This window comes from Pantanalinema rosaneae CENA516, assembly GCF_050753385.1.
Classification (GTDB): domain Bacteria; phylum Cyanobacteriota; class Cyanobacteriia; order Leptolyngbyales; family Leptolyngbyaceae; genus Pantanalinema; species Pantanalinema rosaneae.
In genome coordinates this window covers 244,894-262,099 of record NZ_JBLZFZ010000001.1, presented here as the reverse complement: position 1 = coordinate 262,099, position 17,206 = coordinate 244,894, and the positions used below count along the sequence as shown (strand labels likewise).

Here is a 17,206-nt window from a genome sequence, read left to right as displayed (position 1 = left end):
TTGCCAGATCAGGTTGGGAGCAGGGGAGTCAAGTCTCAATCACCTTCTCTCAACCTGACAACCGACAGCTTCAGCAAAAATCGTTGATTTGGATTAATTTCACAAGATTTTCACTTCCTAAGAAGTAGGATGTTGTTTTGCCACCTGATAGCAAAATTTATTTGATTAAGCTATAAGATTCCCCACTCCCCACTCCTCGTCTTCACATTTAAAGACTGCTGTAAATGACTGACTGAACGTTCGATCGGGAAATCATAGTTCGTAGGTTTTAATATCACAATTGAGTATTAGCTCCATCAATACTCTCGAATATTAGAACGAGTTGCTGGTTTTTATCCCCCACTTGCATCGAACTGGGTTGTTATGTAAATGTTCTAGACCCATTGTGACAACTACTCTGTCATGGGTTATGGGTCACTATTTATTACATTTTCTGAGTCCAACTAATATTAAAAGATTCTATAGCTTGAATGTACGAATAATTTAGTAATCCCTCTAAACTGATGAATAGCTAATATAATTTTTTTTCACGATGTCAACATACTTGAGTTATATTCCCCACGGGCATTGCTATCTGTGGCAAACGCCTTTGGTCGGACTACATCTAGTCAGTGATGCGCTGATTGCGATCGCGTATTTTTCTATTCCTACTATGTTAATCTACTTCGTCCGCAAGCGAAGTGATATTCCTTTTTCGGGAGTTTTTTCTTTATTTGGTGCTTTTATTGTTCTGTGTGGAGTGGGACATGTTTTAGATATTTGGACTCTTTGGTATCCGAACTACTGGATATCCGGCATTGAGCAAGCATTTACAGCATTAGTCTCCTGTTATACGGCATTGCGGTTGGTGGAGTTACTACCCCAATTTCTCGCCCTGAAGACTCCGGAGCAACTGGAAAAAATTAATCGGCAGTTAGAAGATCAAATTGCTCAACGGCAGCGCACCGAAGAAACGCTACAAATGATTGTCGCTGGTACATCTTCCGTGACTGGCAATGCGTTTTTCCCGGCTCTGGCAGAAAATTTGGCAAAAGGGCTGGATGTTGCCTATGTGCTAGTGTGTGAGGCGGCTGACCCGTCGCTGCAAGCCTTACGCACGATCGCTCTGTGGTCTGGCGATCGCTTAACCGAAAATATTGAGTATGAATTGGCAGGTACTCCTTGTCAGGTGGCGATCGCAGCTAAGGCGCTATGCGCGTATCCCAATCAGTTACAACAGACATTTCCCACAGCTACGATGCTGCAAACCCTGGAAGCTGAGAGCTATGTGGGAGTACCGCTGCTGGATACAAATCAGCATGTGATTGGGCATCTCTGTATTCTGGATGTGAAACCATTGTTGATTGACGATCGCACCAGAGCCTTTTTTAGTGTATTTGCGGCGAGAGCGGCGACCGAATTGCAACGGAAGTGGGCAGAGGACGAGAAACATCGTGCCTATGAGGAATTAGAGTTTCGGGTAGAAGAGCGAACCTCGGAACTGATGTCAATCAACACGGTGCTGGAGACACAGATTCAGGAACGCATCACGGCTGAATCGACATTGCGAGTAATGGCAGAGCAAGCCCAGACGATTAATCGAGTGGTGCTGCGAATGCGCCAAAGCTTGAAATTAGAATCCATTTTTCAGGCAACCACCACGGAATTACGACAGGCAGTGGACTGCGATCGAGTCCTGATTTATCGGTTTAAACCCGACTGGAGCGGTGAATTAGTGGCAGAAGCGGTCGTAGCGGCTTGGGAACCTCTGCTACCTGAACATGCTACTGATGCCGAACTGACTGGGATTGCAGTAGATCAACCCAATTGTGTGACCAAGCAACTGGATAGTTCCGAAATCCTGATTCAGGATACTTACTTACAGGCTAATGAAGGCGGCATGTATCGCCAAAGAACCAACTATTGTTGTGTTCCGGATATCTACCAGGCTGGGTTTGACGACTGCTATCTCCAGTTATTAGAGCGTCTGCAAGCCAAGGCTTATATTATTGCTCCGATCTTCTGTGGTCATCAACTGTGGGGCTTATTAGCGATCTACCAAAACTCTAATCCGCGTCAATGGCAAGAGACGGAAGTGCGGATTGTGACTCAAATTAGTAATCAGTTAGGCGTGGCGGTACAGCAAGCGGAACTGTTTGCCCAAACGCAGCACCAGGCGGAGGAATTGAAACAAGCCAAGGATGCGGCTGATGCTGCCAATCGAGCTAAAAGTGAGTTCCTGGCTAACATGAGTCATGAATTGCGGACTCCCCTGAATGCCATTCTGGGCTTTACTCAGTTGATGCGGCGCGACTCTAAGCTAGCCTCCGACCATCGCCAGTATGTAGAAATTGTCAACCAAAGTGGAGAACATTTGCTAGGGCTAATCAATGATGTCTTAGAGATGTCTAAAATCGAAGCGGGACGCACGATATTAAACGAAACTGAATTTGACCTGTGGCAATTGCTCGATAATTTAGAGTCAATGTTGCAATTAAAAGCTAAATCTAAAAAATTACAGTTGCGATTTGATTGTGATTCCACCCTACCCCAATATATCAAAACAGATGAAAATAAACTACGCCAGGTGCTGATTAACCTGTTAGGCAATGCGATCAAATTTACCCAACAGGGTAGCGTTGTTTTACGGGTAAATTACCAGCTTCAGACTGGCTCTGCTGCGCTTCATCTATTGCAGTTTGAGGTGGAAGATACAGGACCGGGAATTGCCGCCGATGAACTCAGCCACCTGTTTGAAGCGTTTGCTCAAACCAAAGTGGGGCAGGGGACGCAGGAGGGCACCGGGTTAGGGTTACGGATCAGCCAAAAATTTGTGCAATTGATGGGAGGTGAGATTCGGGTTGATAGTGAAGTGGGGCGGGGCAGCCGATTTAGCTTCCAGATTCAGGCAGGATTAGCCGTAGATGCGTCTACGAACGCCTTGTCTGACCTCAGCCATGTGGTGGGTTTAGCCCCAGGTCAAGCCAGTTACCGAATTTTGATTGTTGAAGATAACGTGGTCAATCGGTTGTTACTGAATAAACTGTTGATTGGGCTGGGGTTTGAGGTGCGAGAGGCGGAAAATGGCAAGGTTGCGATCGCCCTTTGGCAGGAATGGCACCCCCATCTAGTGTTCATGGATATGCACATGCCTGTGATGGATGGGTATGAAGCGACCCGGCGGATTAAGCAGGCGGCGATCGTAACTGCCCATCCAGGCGACACTGCGGCTACTTCCGAGGTTGGGAATGCCCCTGTAATTGTGGCGTTAACGGCCAGCGTGTTTACTGAACAACGCCAAAAGATTTGGGCAGTAGGCTGTGATGACTTTTTGAGCAAGCCGTTCCGCCGGGAAGATCTACTGGAAATTCTGACTAAATATTTAGGCGTAGAATATTTGATCCAGAAACCGGAGGCAACTATAACCGCTAATAGGGCGGCGCTATCAGACTATACTCTAGATGCAACGGCTCTAGCAGTGATGCCAATCGCATGGCGACAACAGTTGTACCAGGCGGCGGCTCAAGGGGATGATGCCAAGGCAGAGAAACTAATTGCTAAAATTCCTGAGGACCAAGCCGCCCTGGGCAATGCTTTAACCCGATTGGTCGAGAACTATCAATTTGACCAACTGATGATGTTAGCTCAGGAGTCAGCGGATGGTGACACACAATCCATTGGAATATGACCAATGCGAAACCCTGTGCTGACCTTGATCAGGAGCGGTAAGAACAGATAAGGGGATGCAGATGCGATGGGTTGTTGGAGCATGGTGGAATGAATATGTCGATCGAACACAGTACAGGTTTGGCAGATATTTTGATTGTGGATGATAAGCTGGAAAACATTCGCTTCTTATCCGAGTTTTTAGCCGAACAAGGCTATCAGGTTCGTAAGGCAATCAATGGGCAGTCGGCTTTAATTGCAGCCAAGAGTTTGCGACCAAACCTGATTTTACTGGATGTCAATATGCCAGGAATGAGCGGTTATGAAGTGTGTGAACGGCTGAAGGCGGATGCGGCAACCTGCACCGTTCCGATCATTTTTCTCAGTGCTGGCAATGATGTCAACGCTAAACTGCAAGCCTTTCGTGCCGGAGGGATGGACTACATTACTAAACCATTTCAATTAGAAGAGGTTTTGGTTAGAATCCAAACTCAATTAAATATTCAAACTCTCCAGCATCAATTACAAGCTCAAAATCAAGCGTTACAACAAACTATCCAAAATCTACGCATAACTCAAGTAGAATTAGAGCTGGCTAAAGCTGAATCCCATGCGCTGTTCAAAGCCATGAATGAGTTGATCCTGGTGTTGGATGCGGAAGGACGACATCTTAAGATTGCTAACACCACGACCGATTTGTTATATCAACCACAGCAGGAACGCCTTGGTAAAACGCTACACGAAGCCCTGCCCCAAGAGCCAGCAGATTTAATTCTGGAGGCAATTCAGAAATCGTTAGCGACCCAACAAACGATCGATGTGGAATATCGCCTGGAGATGCCCCAGGGGAGGGTCGATTCCTGGGCAAGTATTTCACCGATTGCTGCCAATACAGTGCTGTGTGTAGTACGGGATATTAGCGATCGCAAACGTCGAGAAGAAGCTCTGCGCCTAATTGTCGAAGGCACCGCCGCCAAAACAGGGAGTGATTTCTTTCAAGCGTGTGTGCAGCATTTAGCGAAAATTTTAGGAGTGCGGTACACATTTGTCACTGAATGTGCTAATCCTCAAAAAAACCGAGTTCGCACGTTAGCCTTTTGGTTGCATCAAGATTTTGCGGAAAACCTGGAATACGACTTGCAAGGCACTCCTTGTCAGGAGGTGATTATGGATGGCAAATATGCTTGCTATTGCGATCACCTGATCGAGCGTTTCCCCGAGGATCAAGATCTGGCAACGTTGCAGGCTCGGAGCTATGCCGGGATACCCCTGGTTAGCTCAACGGGCGATATCATTGGGCATATTGCGGTTTTGGATGTACAGCCTATGCAAGAGCATGATGAAACCAGGAAACTGGTGTTGAAAATTTTTGCTGCTAGGGCTGGAGCCGAGCTAGAACGTCAGATTACGGATGTGGCGTTAAAGGAAAGTCAAGAGCGGTCAGAGCGTTTGTTACTGAATATTCTGCCGTTTCCGATCGCAGAGCGGTTAAAGCACGATACCAGTGCGATCGCCGAACAGTTTGATGAAGTAACAATTTTATTTGCAGATATCGTTGGGTTCACGCCATTGTCGGCTCAAATTAAGCCAACGGAGTTAGTCAATCTACTCAATCAAATATTTTCTGCTTTTGACGAATTGACAGAAAAACATCGATTAGAAAAAATTAAGACGATCGGCGATGCCTATATGGTGGTTGGTGGGCTGCCTGTAGCACGTCCCGATCATGCCGTCGCCGTCGCTCAAATGGCATTGGATATGCAAGCCGTAATCACACAATTTCAGACAAGGTATAGTGATCAGTTACAAATTCGGATAGGCATGAATTCTGGATCTGTGGTGGCTGGAGTAATTGGGGTGAAGAAATTCATTTACGACCTCTGGGGGGATGCTGTGAATATTGCTTCCCGGATGGAATCTTTGGGGTGCCCTGGCAAAATTCAGGTGACAGCCGCAACGTATGAGCTACTGAAGGATCGCTATCACCTGGTTCAACGGGGACAGGTTGCTGTGAAAGGGAAGGGAGAGATGACGACCTACTGGCTTGTTAATCATCCGTAAAAACTCTCTGATGATAATTTATTTCTTCAACCAACTTGCACAAAGATTTGCTGAAACTGCTGAGCGGTTTTGTTACTTTTGATAAAGTAAGGGGCATGCTGAAACAAGCGGCGTTGCTGCACCTAAAATGGATTTGTTTTTGATGCAACGCTGGTACAACTAATTTATACAAAAATAAAAATCATTAATACTGAACTCGTTAATTAGATTTCTCCCTCTGAATAAATTAGAGTTTCCTATGAGCAACCTGCTCCCCGCAGCCTCCCAGACGATCGAACATGCCGCGATCGGTATTTGTCATGTCAGTTTGGATGGCTACTGTCTGCTGGTAAATCAACGGTTGTGTGACATCGTTGGCTACAATCGTGAGGAATTATCGGCATTCCCTCTCCAACAAATTACTGATGCCAATGATCGGGATAGTGATCGGGATCTGATCCACCAGTTGCTCAAGGGCGACATCCCTTGCTATTCCGTAGAGAAGCGTTACATTCACAAAAGTGGTTCTACCATTTGGGTCAGTCTTGACGTTTCTTTAGTTTGCCATCCATCGGGAGCACCAGCCTACTTCATTACCATGATTCAAGATATTAGTGAACGGAAGCGGGTTGAGGAGGAGCGCCAACAGGCTGAGGTTGCTTTAAAGCAAAGTGAAGAACGGTTTCGATCGCTGATGCAAGCCTGTGCCCAAATTATCTGGAATACGAATCCAGTCGGTGAGCTAGTCACTGAACAACCGACCTGGAGCGAGTTTACGGGACAAACGTTTGAACAATATCGAGGCTGGGGCTGGTTAAGCGTAATTCACCCAGAGGATAGTGCCCATGTGGCAAGTGTGTGGTCATCCGCCGTGGCAACGCGATCGCGGTATGAAGTGGAATTTCGGCTGCGTCGTCATGATGGTGAATACCGTTACATGAGTTGCCGTGCTGTACCCATTGTGCAACCGGATGGCACCATTCGCGAGTGGATCGGCGCTAATACGGATATTACAGAACGCCGACAAACAGAGCTTGCCTTGCAACAAAAGGAGGAACGCTACCGTACTCTGATCACGGCAATTCCCCAAATTGTTTGGACAACGGATGCCGAGGGACGAGTCTCAGATATGGTTGATTGGCGAGCCTTTACTGGGCAAACCGAAGCTGAGGTCAAAGGGTTTAATTGGTTAAATGCAATCCATCCAGACGATCGCGATCACACGGCTGATATTTGGTTCAAAGCTATCCAAACAAAAACTCTGTACGACACAGAATATCGTTTGCGAGCCGCAGATGGTAGCTACCGTTATTTTGTTGTCCGAGGGCTACCGATCCTGGGGGAAGATGGCAATATTATTGAATGGGTTGGCACTTGCACCGATATTCATAATCAAAAACAGACGGAACAAACTCTCCGTCAAACCCTGGAGATTTTAGACTTAGCCAGCGATTGTATCATCATCCGTGACATGGACGATCGGGTGCTCTATTGGAATCAGGGGGCAGAAAACCTGTATGGTTGGCAGCGGGAAGAGGTCTTGGGACACTATATTCACACGTTGTTGAACACCACCTTTCCGGACTCATTAGAGGCTTGCATAGCCCAATTCTTGCAACAAGGATTCTGGGAGGGCGAATTGCAGCATACTGCCCGTGATGGTCGCCAGGTGATGGTCGCTAGTCGTTGGACCTTGCAGCGGGATGCAACAGGGAAACCCTTTGCGCAACTAGAAATCAATAACGACATCACTCAACAAAAAGCCGCCGAAGTTGCCCTACGCCAAAGTGAAGAACGGCTACAAGCAATTCTAGATAACTCTCCCGCCATGTTCTATATGAAAGATTTGGCAGGACGGTTGGTGTTGATTAACCGCCAACTGGAAACGGTGCTGGGCTTAAGTCGAGAGGAAATTTTAGGCAAGCGCAGTGATGACTTGTTTCCCCAGGATATTGCCGATGCTCATAACGTGAACGATCGAGCGGTATTAGAAGCACGAACTGCCATGCAGTGGGAGGAACACGCCATGCAGCAGGATCAAGTGCGTACTTACCTTTCCCTAAAATTTCCGCTGCTGGCGGCAGATGGATCGCCCTATGCGGTGTGTGGGATTTCCACTGATATTACTGAACGCAAACAAGCGGAGATGGCGCTGGCTCAAGCGAAGGAAGCAGCAGAAGCCGCTAGTCGAGCTAAAAGTGAATTTTTGGCGAATATGAGTCATGAGTTGCGGACTCCCCTGAATGGCATTATGGGGTATGCCCAAATTCTGCAACGATCGAAGCGGCTTGATGAAGAGGATCGATCGCGAATTGATGTGATTTATCAATGTGCCTCCCATCTGCTGACCCTAATTAACGACATTCTGGACTTATCTAAAATTGAAGCCCAGAAAGTGGAACTAATGCTGACTGATTTCCACTTTCCAGCGTTTCTACAAGGTGTGGCAGAGATGTGCCGAATCCGGGCTGAACTGAAGGAAATTGAATTCCATTACCAATTACCCTCAGAACTACCGATCGGGGTGCGGACGGATGAGAAGCGATTACGGCAAGTCTTGATTAATCTCCTGAGTAATGCCATTAAATTTACCGATGCCGGGAGTGTAACGTTCACGGTTAGTTATGCTTCAGAGCAAAAACTTCGATTTGAGGTGCGCGATACCGGAATTGGTATTCCTCAAGACCTGTTAGAGAAAATCTTTCAGCCGTTTGAACAGGTGGGAGATGTGAAACGCCAAACAGAAGGAACCGGATTAGGATTAGCCATTAGCCAGAAAATCGTCAACTTAATGGATAGTACAATTCAAGTTCAAAGTGAGGTTGGCGTTGGCAGTGTCTTTTGGTTTGATGTTAAGTTACAGTTAGCGGAAGAATGGGTCAAAGCGGCTCAAACTGACCGGCATGGACAGATTATTGGCATTAAGGATCAGCACCCGAAGATCTTGGTGGTTGACGACAAATGGGCGAATCGATCGGTGATCAACAATTTACTCAGTCCCCTTGGTTTTCAGGTATTTGAAGCCGTGGATGGGCAGGATGGTTGGGAACAAGCTTTAAAGGTGCAACCGGATCTTGTGATTACCGATCTACTGATGCCGAAATTGGATGGCTTTGAGTTGATTAAACAGATTCGCGAGTCGTCCCTTAGCGATACGAGGATTATTGTTTCCTCTGCCAGTGTGTTTGAGGCGGATCAACATCGCAGCATTGAAGCTGGAGGCGATGCCTTCCTCCCCAAACCGATTCAGGCGATCGAATTATTGCAACAATTGCAAAAACAGCTCAAACTTGAGTGGATCTACGAAGCGCAAGCACCGTCAGTTGCCCTAGAATCAAATGTTAATGAACTCATTGCGCCACCCGCAGCAGCCCTGGAGACGCTGTATGAATTGGCAATGAAGGGAAACTTTAAAGGCATTATTAAACAGGCAGCTTATCTCGAAACGCTGGATATCAAGTACCGTCCTTTTGCCCAAGCACTTAATCAGTTAGCAAGAGAATTTCAAGACGACAAGATATTGGTACTGATTCAGTCATACAAGTAAAAGCGATGGATTCTGTAACTCAACTAACGGCGACGGTTCTGATTGTTGATGACAATTCAGCCAATTTAGGCGTTTTGTCGGATGCCCTTGATCAAGCAGGCTATGAAGTTTGGGTGGCGAAATCTGGCAAAACGGCGCTGGAACGAGTCAAATATGCCTTACCTAATTTGATTCTGCTCGATGTCATGATGCCGGAAATCGATGGGTTTGAAACCTGTCGGCAACTCCAGGCAAATCCGGCAACGCAGCATATTCCGATTATTTTTATGACGGCTTTGTCTGACACCAGCCATAAAATTGCTGGCTTTCAGTTGGGTGCCGTGGATTACATTACTAAACCATTTCAACAGGAAGAGGTGTTAGCTCGGGTTAAATTACATTTGAAGCTACATGATTTAGCTCAAAGGTTAGAGGAGAAAAATACGCTGTTGGAGCAAAAGGTGGCTGAAGTGAGTCAAGCCTGTGATACCTTGCAGCAAATGCAACTCCAGATGGTGCAAAGCGAGAAGATGTCTGGTTTAGGGCAAATGGCGGCCGGAATTGCCCATGAGATCAACAATCCGGTCAGTTTTATTTACGGGAATCTGACCCATGCTCAGGAATACACTCGGGACTTGCTAGAACTTCTCCATCTTTACCAGGAAGATACCACTCCAACTCCCCGCATTGTTGAAAAATTAGAGGAGATGGATTTGGCGTTTGTGGAAGAAGATCTGATTAAGCTATTAAATTCAATCAGTACCGGTGCCCAACGCATTCAAGAAATTGTCAAGTCAATGCGGATCTTTTCCCGCGCTGATGAAGCCGAAGTGAAAACGGTTGATCTACATCAAGGGCTGGATAGTACATTGACGATTCTGAATCATCGATTGAAGGCACGACCCGAGTGTCCAGCGATCGAGGTAGTCAGGAACTATGGTCAGTTGCCTCTGGTGGAGTGCTATGCGGGGCAACTCAATCAGGTGTTTATGAATATTATTTCTAACTCGATTGATGCGTTAGACGACTATAATCAACAGCGTTCCTTTGAAGAAATTCTGGCTCAACCCAGTCGTATTCAAATCGCTACTAACGTCATTGATCCGGATTGGGTGTCGATTCATATCCAGGACAATGGGGCAGGGGTATGTGAAGATATCATGCCGAAGTTATTCAACCCATTTTTCACGACGAAGCCAGTCGGTAAGGGAACGGGTTTAGGGTTGTCGATTAGCTACCAGATTGTAGTCGAGAAACATGGCGGGCGGCTCTATTGTGAATCTGCCCACCAGGGCGTGGAATTTGTCATCGAGATCCCAATTCGGCAACAGGATTATCCGGCGGCGGCTGGGGAGGCTGGTCGGGGCACAGTCTCGGTTACGGAATAGTTACCCTTTCTGAGGGATAGGTGGGCAGGAGGACTCCATCATTCAGGTAAGCAATTTGGTCAGCGAACGGCTGAATCCGCCAGTCATGGGTGGCAATAACGATCGTGCTCTTGTGTTCCTGGGCTAAGGTACGCAGTAAGTCCAATACAATCCGCCCATTTTCTGCATCCAGGGCAGAGGTTGGTTCATCGGCAATAATCAAGTCAGGTTGTCCGGCTAAGGCTCGGGCGATCGCGACTCGTTGTTGCTGTCCCCCAGATAATTCGCAGGACAAGCGATCGGCTGACCGATTTAACCCGACGGCGGCGAGAAGCTGTCGGGCTTGGACTTGGGCGGCTTGACCATGAATCCCCTTCAGGTTTAATGTCACCTCAATATTTTCAACTGCCGTCAACGCTCGTAACAAATTACTTTCTTCAGGCAAAAACCCGAGATGGTCGCGGCGAAATTGGGTCAGGTGCGATCGCGACATTTGGGTAATCTCTTGCCCCAACAGGGTGACTTGCCCTGCGGTCGGAGTCAGTAGTCCTGCCAGAATTAGCAACAGGGTGGTTTTTCCCACTCCCGATGGCCCAATCACCATCTGAATCTTGCCCGGTGGTACAGTCAGACTAATGCCCTTCAGCACTGGCACCGGCTCCACCTCCGGATTAAAGATCATCTCAATTCCGGTTGCTGCGATCGCCAGGGATGGCTCACCATGGCTGCGCCCTGGAGGGTGCGATCGCGGGAAGAAGATTGGAGTTAATCGCGGGGCAGGGGAACTCGTCATGGCTGAACCACTGCCGAGGGCTGTAGCGATACCGGATGGGCAGTGCCTCCTATCTTTATTTTAGGGGCTTACCGATGAACCAGGGGACGATCGCGACTGTTGATGCTGAGATTTGCCCAGGATTAGAGTGAGCAGATGATCTAACAGGCGATCGCGTTCCATCGGTACAATGTCGCCACTTTGCAGAACATCCCGCAGGATGACAAAATGAATGATCGTGCCAATGAAGGCGCGGGCAGCTACTTCGGGGTCAGCGACTTGAATCTGAGGATGGTTGATCAAGTATTGCGTCAGTAAATCCAGACTGGGCTTTTCAATATTGCGGACAAACGCTCGGGCGAGTTCCGGGAACCGTCCAGATTCACCAATGATGATGCGGAGAAAGGTGAGAATTTGCGGATCGGTCGCTACGTTATCCAGCATCCCGATCGCGTAGCGTTTGAGAAATGTAGCCGGATCTTCCTCAAAGGATGGCGGATTTTGTAGCCGAAACAACTCTTTCTTGTTTGCCATCCGTTGAATTAACGCGGTAAATAATGCTTCCTTATCGGGGAAATGCCGATATACCGTGGCTTTGGAGACTCCGGCGGCAGCGACAATCTTATCGATGCGGGCACCTGCGTACCCATGTTCCAGAAACTCCTGCATGGCTCCATTCAAGATGGTGGCTGTTTTCTCTGGTGATAACTCCCGCTCCCCACTCTTCACGATCGCGATTCCTTTGACTGATGGTAATTCCATCATACCCTTGACACCACGAAACGAAACAGTTTAGTTTAGTTCTAAGAGAAACGAAACAGTTTAGTTTAGTTGAATGTCACCAGGAGTTGATCCATGCTGCAAAGTTCTCTCGACAGCATTTCTCAAGGCAAATCTCGACGCTGGCTGGGATTAGCGGCGACGGCTTGTGTGGTAGTGGCGGCAGGGGTGGGGTATGGAGTCTGGCGATCGCAATCGACGGCGACCAATGATACTCCGGGAATGGCAATGGCGGCCCCCCAAGTGACCACTGTAACCGCGATGGGACGACTGGAACCGCAGGGCGAAGTGATTCAGCTATCGGCTCCCACATCGAGTAGTGGCAATCGGGTGGAGGAGTTACTGGTGCAAACGGGCGATCGCGTTCAAGCGGGGCAGGTGATTGCGATTCTGGATAGCCGCGATCGCTTGCAAGCGGCATACGAGCAAGCTCAGGAAGATGTGAAGGTGGCGCAGGCGAAGCTAGCAATTACCCAGGCAGGGGCGAAGCAGGGCGAAATTAAGGCGCAACAAGCGGAAATCGAGCGACTGCAAGCGCAACGGCAGGGAGATATTCAGGCGCAGGCGGCAACGGTGGCGCGATTAACGTCAGAGTTGCAAAACGCAGAAGTTGAGTTTAGTCGCTACCAATCGCTGTATCAGGAAGGGGCGATTTCGGCATCGGATCTCGATCGGCGGCGGTTAACGCTGGATACGACTCGCAAAAGTGTGGAAGAAGCGAAAGCGGTGTTAGCCCGAATTCAAGCCACCAGTCCGGCGCAGTTAACCCAGGCACAGGCGAATCTGGATCGAATTGCCGAGGTGCGTCCCGTGGATGTGCAAGCGAATCAGGCGGAAGTGGATCGGGCGATCGCGGCGATGAAACAGGCGCAAGCGAATTTGGCGCAAGCCTATGTGCGCTCTCCCAAGAATGGCGAAGTGTTAGATATTCATACCCGCGCTGGGGAAGTGGTCGGCACAGAGGGCATTGTCGAGATTGGCAACACGAAACAAATGTATGCGATCGCGGAAGTGTACCAAAGTGACATTCATCGAGTGAAACCAGGACAACGAGCGACGGTAACGAGTGATTCGATTCCGGGTGAATTAGTCGGGACGGTGGAGCGGATTGATTCGCGGGTGAAGCGGCAAACGGTGGTGAATACTGACCCCAGTACCAATATTGATGGTCGAGTGATTGAAGTTCACATTGCGTTGGACACCGTATCAAGTCAACGAGCAGCGAAATTTACCAACTTGCAAGTCACAACGGAGATTGCCCAATGAGCGGATGGCTACAAACGATCCAGCGTCGTACACCACTGGGATGGTTACAACTGAGTCGCGAACGGAGCCGTCTCCTGGTGGCGTTATCGGGAATTGCCTTTGCGGATGTGTTGATGTTTATGCAACTGGGATTTCAAAATGCCTTGTATGACAGCAACACGAAAATGAGTCGGGCGTTAGATGCGGATATTGTTTTAGTCAGTCCACAAGCTCGCAATACCCAAAATTTATCGACCTTTTCGCGGCGACGACTGTATCAGGCACAGGATATTGAAGGCGTAGCATCGGCGGAACCGTTCTATACCAATGTGATTACCTGGAAGCATCCCGATACGCAAAAAGAAACTTCGATTCAGGTGATTGCGTTTAATCCCGATCGCCCCGCGTTAAACCTGCCGGAAGTGAATCAACAACTGGATCAACTGAAGCTGCCGGATTATGTGTTGTTCGATCGCAAATCGCGCGGCAATTACCAGGCGGCACTGGCAAAAATTGATCAGGGTCAACGGGTGACAACGGAAGTGGAACGGCGAACCGTGACGATTTCAGGTGCCTTTGCCTTAGGAGCATCCTTTGGCTCAGACGGGATTTTGATTGCCAGTGATCAAACCTTTCTCCGCTTCTTTCCCCGACGGGATGCGGCGAGTGCCAGTCTGGGATTGATTCATCTCAAGCCGGGATATGATGCCAAGCAAGTGGCGATGGCGTTGGATGCGTATTTACCGGATGATGTCAAAGTGTTGACGCATCAGGAATATATTCAGTTTGAGGAAAGTTTCTGGAAAAGTGAAAGCCCGATCGGGTTTATTTTCGGCATGGGCACAGGTATGGCATTCGTAGTCGGTGTTGTGATTGTCTATCAAGTGCTGTCAACGGATGTGAATAGCCACTTGCAAGAATACGCCACCTTTAAGGCGATGGGGTATCGCAATCAATATTTACTCGCGATCGTGTTTGAGGAAGCGCTGATTCTGGCGTTCTTGGGATTCATTCCCGGCTTTGTGCTCCCGATCGGCTTGTATCAGTTAGCGGCAAACGCCACCGCGTTACCTATTTATATGACCACTGTGAGAGCCATTGCCGTTTTGGTTCTCACCGTAATTATGTGTGTGATTTCCGGCGCGATCGCCACCCGTAAACTGCAATCGGCAGACCCAGCGGATATGTTCTGAGGAAAATCTTATGTCTCCTGTGATTTCGATTCACCAGCTCAATCATTTCTTTGGTCAGGGTCAATTACGCAAGCAAGTTTTATTTGATGTCAATTTAGAGATCAATGCAGGTGAAATTGTGATTATGACCGGACCTTCCGGTTCCGGGAAAACGACCTTGCTGACGTTAGTGGGGGGCTTGCGATCGGCACAATCCGGTCGGCTGCAAGTCTTAGGGCAGGAATTATGTGGTGCTAGTGTCGGGGAATTGACCTTAGCCCGCCGCCATAACGGCTATATTTTCCAGGCGCATAATTTGCACCATAGTTTAACCGCCCTGCAAAACGTCAAAATGGGTTTGGAGTTGCATCCTGACTTATCGATCGCTGAGATGCAAACGCGATCGGCGGCAATGCTGGAACATGTGGGCTTAGGCAATCGGCTACATTACTATCCAGAGGATTTGTCGGGAGGACAAAAGCAACGGGTGGCGATCGCCCGCGCTCTGGTCAGTCATCCTAAGATTGTGTTAGCCGACGAACCGACTGCGGCATTAGATAGTAAATCGGGGCGAGATGTGGTCACCTTAATGCAGACTTTAGCGAAAGAACAGGGCTGCACCATTCTATTAGTCACGCACGACAATCGCATTCTCGATATTGCCGATCGCATTGTGACGATGGAAGATGGCAAGTTGACCGGGAATTCTGTCCTGGCAGCAGCCTGAAGTTGTTACAGTTGCCGATCCATAGAAATCTATTGCTCCTGGGAGACAACGACCTGAGCCGAATGGTCTGCGATCGAGTCAACTGGCTGACCACAGAAGACAGAGATCGCTTGCGGTAATACCTGAAATGTTGCTGGTGTGTAGGTTGTAATCTCCCCATCGGTGTTGATGGGCATGGGGTGAGCCGTTTTGATGGTGATGGTTTGGGCGCGGAAGGCATCCACAAACGACCAGGAGGTATGATCGCCCGATCGCATGGCGGGCAGAATGGCTAACAATTGCCACCAGTGTTGCAGATTGAGGCTATAGACATCGAAGTAATGGCTGTTGATCGTCGCATCTGCCGTAACAGTCATCCCACCGCCGTAATACCGACCATTCCCCACCGCGAGTTGCATGGTTTTCATCCGTTTCAGGTCGCCATCATCCAGCCAGACCGATGCCCAAAAGGGGCGCGATCGCCGTAGGGCTTGCAGTGCGGCGATCGGGTAGGCCAGGATGCCCCACTGTTGTTTGGTCTCGCGGTTCAACTTGTGGGTGACTTGCACACTTAAGCCAATACTGGCGACATTAAAGAAATAGCGATCGTTGACCTGACCAATATCGATGCGGTTGACTTGTCCAGTGGTCAAGATTTTGCAGGCATCGGCTAGATCGGTGGGAATGCCCAATGTTCGCGCTAAATCATTGGCGGTGCCGAGGGGCAAAATTCCCAGGGGTAATTGGGTATCCAGTAAACCGGGAATCGCGGCATTTAGGGTGCCATCTCCACCTGCAATCACCACGCGATCGACCTGATGCTGATGCTGCCGAATGGCTACTGGGATGTCCGATGATTGGGCAGGGGCAACTTCAATCCAGTCCAGACCACAGGCATGAAGTTGGGTCATGGTATCAGCTAACTTTTGTTGTGCCTGCCGCGCTCGGCGATTAACGACAAGCAATGCTTTTCCCACCGATCGTTCCTCCCATGATTGAATCCTGCATTCACTATGCCGAAATTGCTTTGCTGAATGCCTGTCCCGGCTGATAGATTTTCGGCTGCGGCACATCGTTGCAATTCAGCCCCCTGACCTTTCGCTCGGACTTGGATCGCGTTAGCCTGCTGCTATTACGATCGGGATTCACAATACTATTGTATTAGTCCTAACCACAAGCAATTGATCATAGAATAAATTCAATGGCGGTGATGCCAGGTGAGGGTAGCAAACGTGATCAGGAGTTAGGATGCTCTTAGTAGCCTGTCGTCAACCGTTACAATCCCATATATCACGTTAGGCGGATTTTGCTAAATATTGATTCAGCAGAATCTTTAGCGGATTTTGATGTTCGGGCGGCAGTCGGTGTTTCACTCAATAGCTGAAACCCACTGAATAGCAGCCATCGGCTGTATCCCTCGATGCTCACCTGTTAGGAGACGTGCGATCGCATGAGTTCGGATCAACTTGCTCAGACTGTTACCCCCAAGCATTGTGCTACCGAGTTAATGGACACAATTTTGCCCATCATGCAATTTATCCGGACTGAAATGCGTAGTCAAAATGCGGCACTGCTCTCGGTGCCTCAGTTTCGCGTCTTGGCGTTTCTCAATATTCATCCGGGTGCGTCCTTGTCTGATGTGGCAGAGCATTTAGGGGTAACACGGGCAACGGCTTCGGCAATGACCGATCGCTTAGTCCAACGCGGCTTTATCGATCGGGCAGAACGCCCACAGGAACGTCGTCATATAGCGCTCAAGTTAACTGACGTTGGCTCGGCACAGCTAGAACAGAGCCAGGAAAAAACCCGTGATCAGATCGCAACGTTACTCAACAATTTGACAGATGAGCAGTTGTCAAGCGTTTCCGCCGGATTGGGCATATTAAAGGAGATATTTGCGGGTGCAGAGATCGGTAGAGAGCGAGTCGTCTAGGATAATATACTCTCAAAGCA

11 protein-coding genes and 1 pseudogene are annotated in these 17,206 nt (G+C 48.7%); 9 read left to right on the top strand and 3 right to left on the bottom strand.

Going from position 1 to position 17,206, the window contains the following annotated elements:
* The first annotated feature begins 532 nt into the window (after positions 1 to 532).
* The 5 genes and pseudogenes from ACN4EK_RS00895 (at position 533) to ACN4EK_RS00875 (ending at position 10,599) form a co-directional block, all read left to right on the top strand.
* Positions 533 to 3,667, top strand: a complete 3,135-nt coding sequence (locus ACN4EK_RS00895; protein WP_431655435.1) for a GAF domain-containing protein — start codon at positions 533 to 535, stop codon at positions 3,665 to 3,667.
* 89 nt (positions 3,668 to 3,756) lie between these two features.
* Positions 3,757 to 5,706, top strand: a complete 1,950-nt coding sequence (locus ACN4EK_RS00890; protein ID WP_431655434.1) for an adenylate/guanylate cyclase domain-containing protein — start codon at positions 3,757 to 3,759, stop codon at positions 5,704 to 5,706.
* A 238-nt stretch (positions 5,707 to 5,944) separates the two neighbouring features.
* Positions 5,945 to 9,232 (top strand): PAS domain-containing sensor histidine kinase, encoded by a 3,288-nt coding sequence (locus ACN4EK_RS00885; RefSeq protein ID WP_431655433.1) that lies wholly within the window; start codon positions 5,945 to 5,947, stop codon positions 9,230 to 9,232.
* 5 nt (positions 9,233 to 9,237) lie between these two features.
* Positions 9,238 to 9,618: pseudogene (locus tag ACN4EK_RS00880) on the top strand (response regulator); the annotation flags it as partial.
* A gap of 93 nt (positions 9,619 to 9,711) precedes the next feature.
* Positions 9,712 to 10,599: a sensor histidine kinase gene (locus tag ACN4EK_RS00875; RefSeq protein ID WP_431655474.1), complete on the top strand. Its 888-nt coding sequence runs from the start codon at positions 9,712 to 9,714 to the stop codon at positions 10,597 to 10,599.
* Here ACN4EK_RS00875 and ACN4EK_RS00870 read toward each other — a convergent pair.
* Positions 10,589 to 11,371 carry an ABC transporter ATP-binding protein gene (locus ACN4EK_RS00870; protein ID WP_431655432.1) on the bottom strand — a complete coding sequence of 261 codons (783 nt, stop codon included), beginning with the start codon at positions 11,369 to 11,371 and terminating at the stop codon, positions 10,589 to 10,591. The two genes, ACN4EK_RS00875 and ACN4EK_RS00870, sit on opposite strands and share 11 nt — an antisense overlap.
* Before the next feature lie 60 nt (positions 11,372 to 11,431).
* On the bottom strand, positions 11,432 to 12,115 hold the full coding sequence (locus ACN4EK_RS00865) for a TetR/AcrR family transcriptional regulator (protein ID WP_431655431.1): 684 nt from the start codon (positions 12,113 to 12,115) through the stop codon (positions 11,432 to 11,434).
* 90 nt (positions 12,116 to 12,205) lie between these two features.
* On the opposite strand from ACN4EK_RS00865, the gene ACN4EK_RS00860 reads away from it, so the two are divergent.
* The 3 genes from ACN4EK_RS00860 to ACN4EK_RS00850 are packed head-to-tail and all read left to right on the top strand — an operon-like array spanning position 12,206 to position 15,274.
* Complete coding sequence (locus tag ACN4EK_RS00860; protein WP_431655430.1) at positions 12,206 to 13,396, top strand: ABC exporter membrane fusion protein; 1,191 nt, start codon at positions 12,206 to 12,208, stop codon at positions 13,394 to 13,396.
* On the top strand, positions 13,393 to 14,568 hold the full coding sequence (gene devC / locus ACN4EK_RS00855; RefSeq protein WP_431655429.1) for an ABC transporter permease DevC: 1,176 nt from the start codon (positions 13,393 to 13,395) through the stop codon (positions 14,566 to 14,568). Before ACN4EK_RS00860 ends, devC begins: the two co-directional genes overlap by 4 nt.
* 10 nt (positions 14,569 to 14,578) lie before the next feature.
* Positions 14,579 to 15,274, top strand: coding sequence for a DevA family ABC transporter ATP-binding protein (locus ACN4EK_RS00850; protein WP_431655428.1), 696 nt, complete (start codon positions 14,579 to 14,581; stop codon positions 15,272 to 15,274).
* 29 nt (positions 15,275 to 15,303) lie between these two features.
* Here ACN4EK_RS00850 and ACN4EK_RS00845 read toward each other — a convergent pair whose 3' ends face one another.
* On the bottom strand, positions 15,304 to 16,230 hold the full coding sequence (locus ACN4EK_RS00845) for a lipid kinase (protein WP_431655427.1): 927 nt from the start codon (positions 16,228 to 16,230) through the stop codon (positions 15,304 to 15,306).
* 473 nt (positions 16,231 to 16,703) lie between these two features.
* On the opposite strand from ACN4EK_RS00845, the gene ACN4EK_RS00840 reads away from it, so the two are divergent.
* Complete coding sequence (locus ACN4EK_RS00840) at positions 16,704 to 17,186, top strand: MarR family winged helix-turn-helix transcriptional regulator (RefSeq protein WP_431655426.1); 483 nt, start codon at positions 16,704 to 16,706, stop codon at positions 17,184 to 17,186.
* Positions 17,187 to 17,206: the final 20 nt, after the last annotated feature.

Excerpts from the sequence above, each read along its gene's own strand:
- ACN4EK_RS00875 (WP_431655474.1), top strand. The coding sequence starts at position 9,712 with ATGCAACTCCAGATGGTGCAAAGCGAGAAGATGTCTGGTTTAGGGCAA.
- ACN4EK_RS00850 (WP_431655428.1), top strand. The coding sequence starts at position 14,579 with ATGTCTCCTGTGATTTCGATTCACCAGCTCAATCATTTCTTTGGTCAG.
- ACN4EK_RS00885 (WP_431655433.1), top strand. The coding sequence starts at position 5,945 with ATGAGCAACCTGCTCCCCGCAGCCTCCCAGACGATCGAACATGCCGCG.
- ACN4EK_RS00860 (WP_431655430.1), top strand. The coding sequence starts at position 12,206 with ATGCTGCAAAGTTCTCTCGACAGCATTTCTCAAGGCAAATCTCGACGC.
- ACN4EK_RS00890 (WP_431655434.1), top strand. The coding sequence starts at position 3,757 with ATGAATATGTCGATCGAACACAGTACAGGTTTGGCAGATATTTTGATT.
- ACN4EK_RS00865 (WP_431655431.1), bottom strand. The coding sequence starts at position 12,115 with ATGATGGAATTACCATCAGTCAAAGGAATCGCGATCGTGAAGAGTGGG.
- ACN4EK_RS00840 (WP_431655426.1), top strand. The coding sequence starts at position 16,704 with ATGAGTTCGGATCAACTTGCTCAGACTGTTACCCCCAAGCATTGTGCT.
- ACN4EK_RS00870 (WP_431655432.1), bottom strand. The coding sequence starts at position 11,371 with ATGACGAGTTCCCCTGCCCCGCGATTAACTCCAATCTTCTTCCCGCGA.
- devC (WP_431655429.1), top strand. The coding sequence starts at position 13,393 with ATGAGCGGATGGCTACAAACGATCCAGCGTCGTACACCACTGGGATGG.
- ACN4EK_RS00895 (WP_431655435.1), top strand. The coding sequence starts at position 533 with ATGTCAACATACTTGAGTTATATTCCCCACGGGCATTGCTATCTGTGG.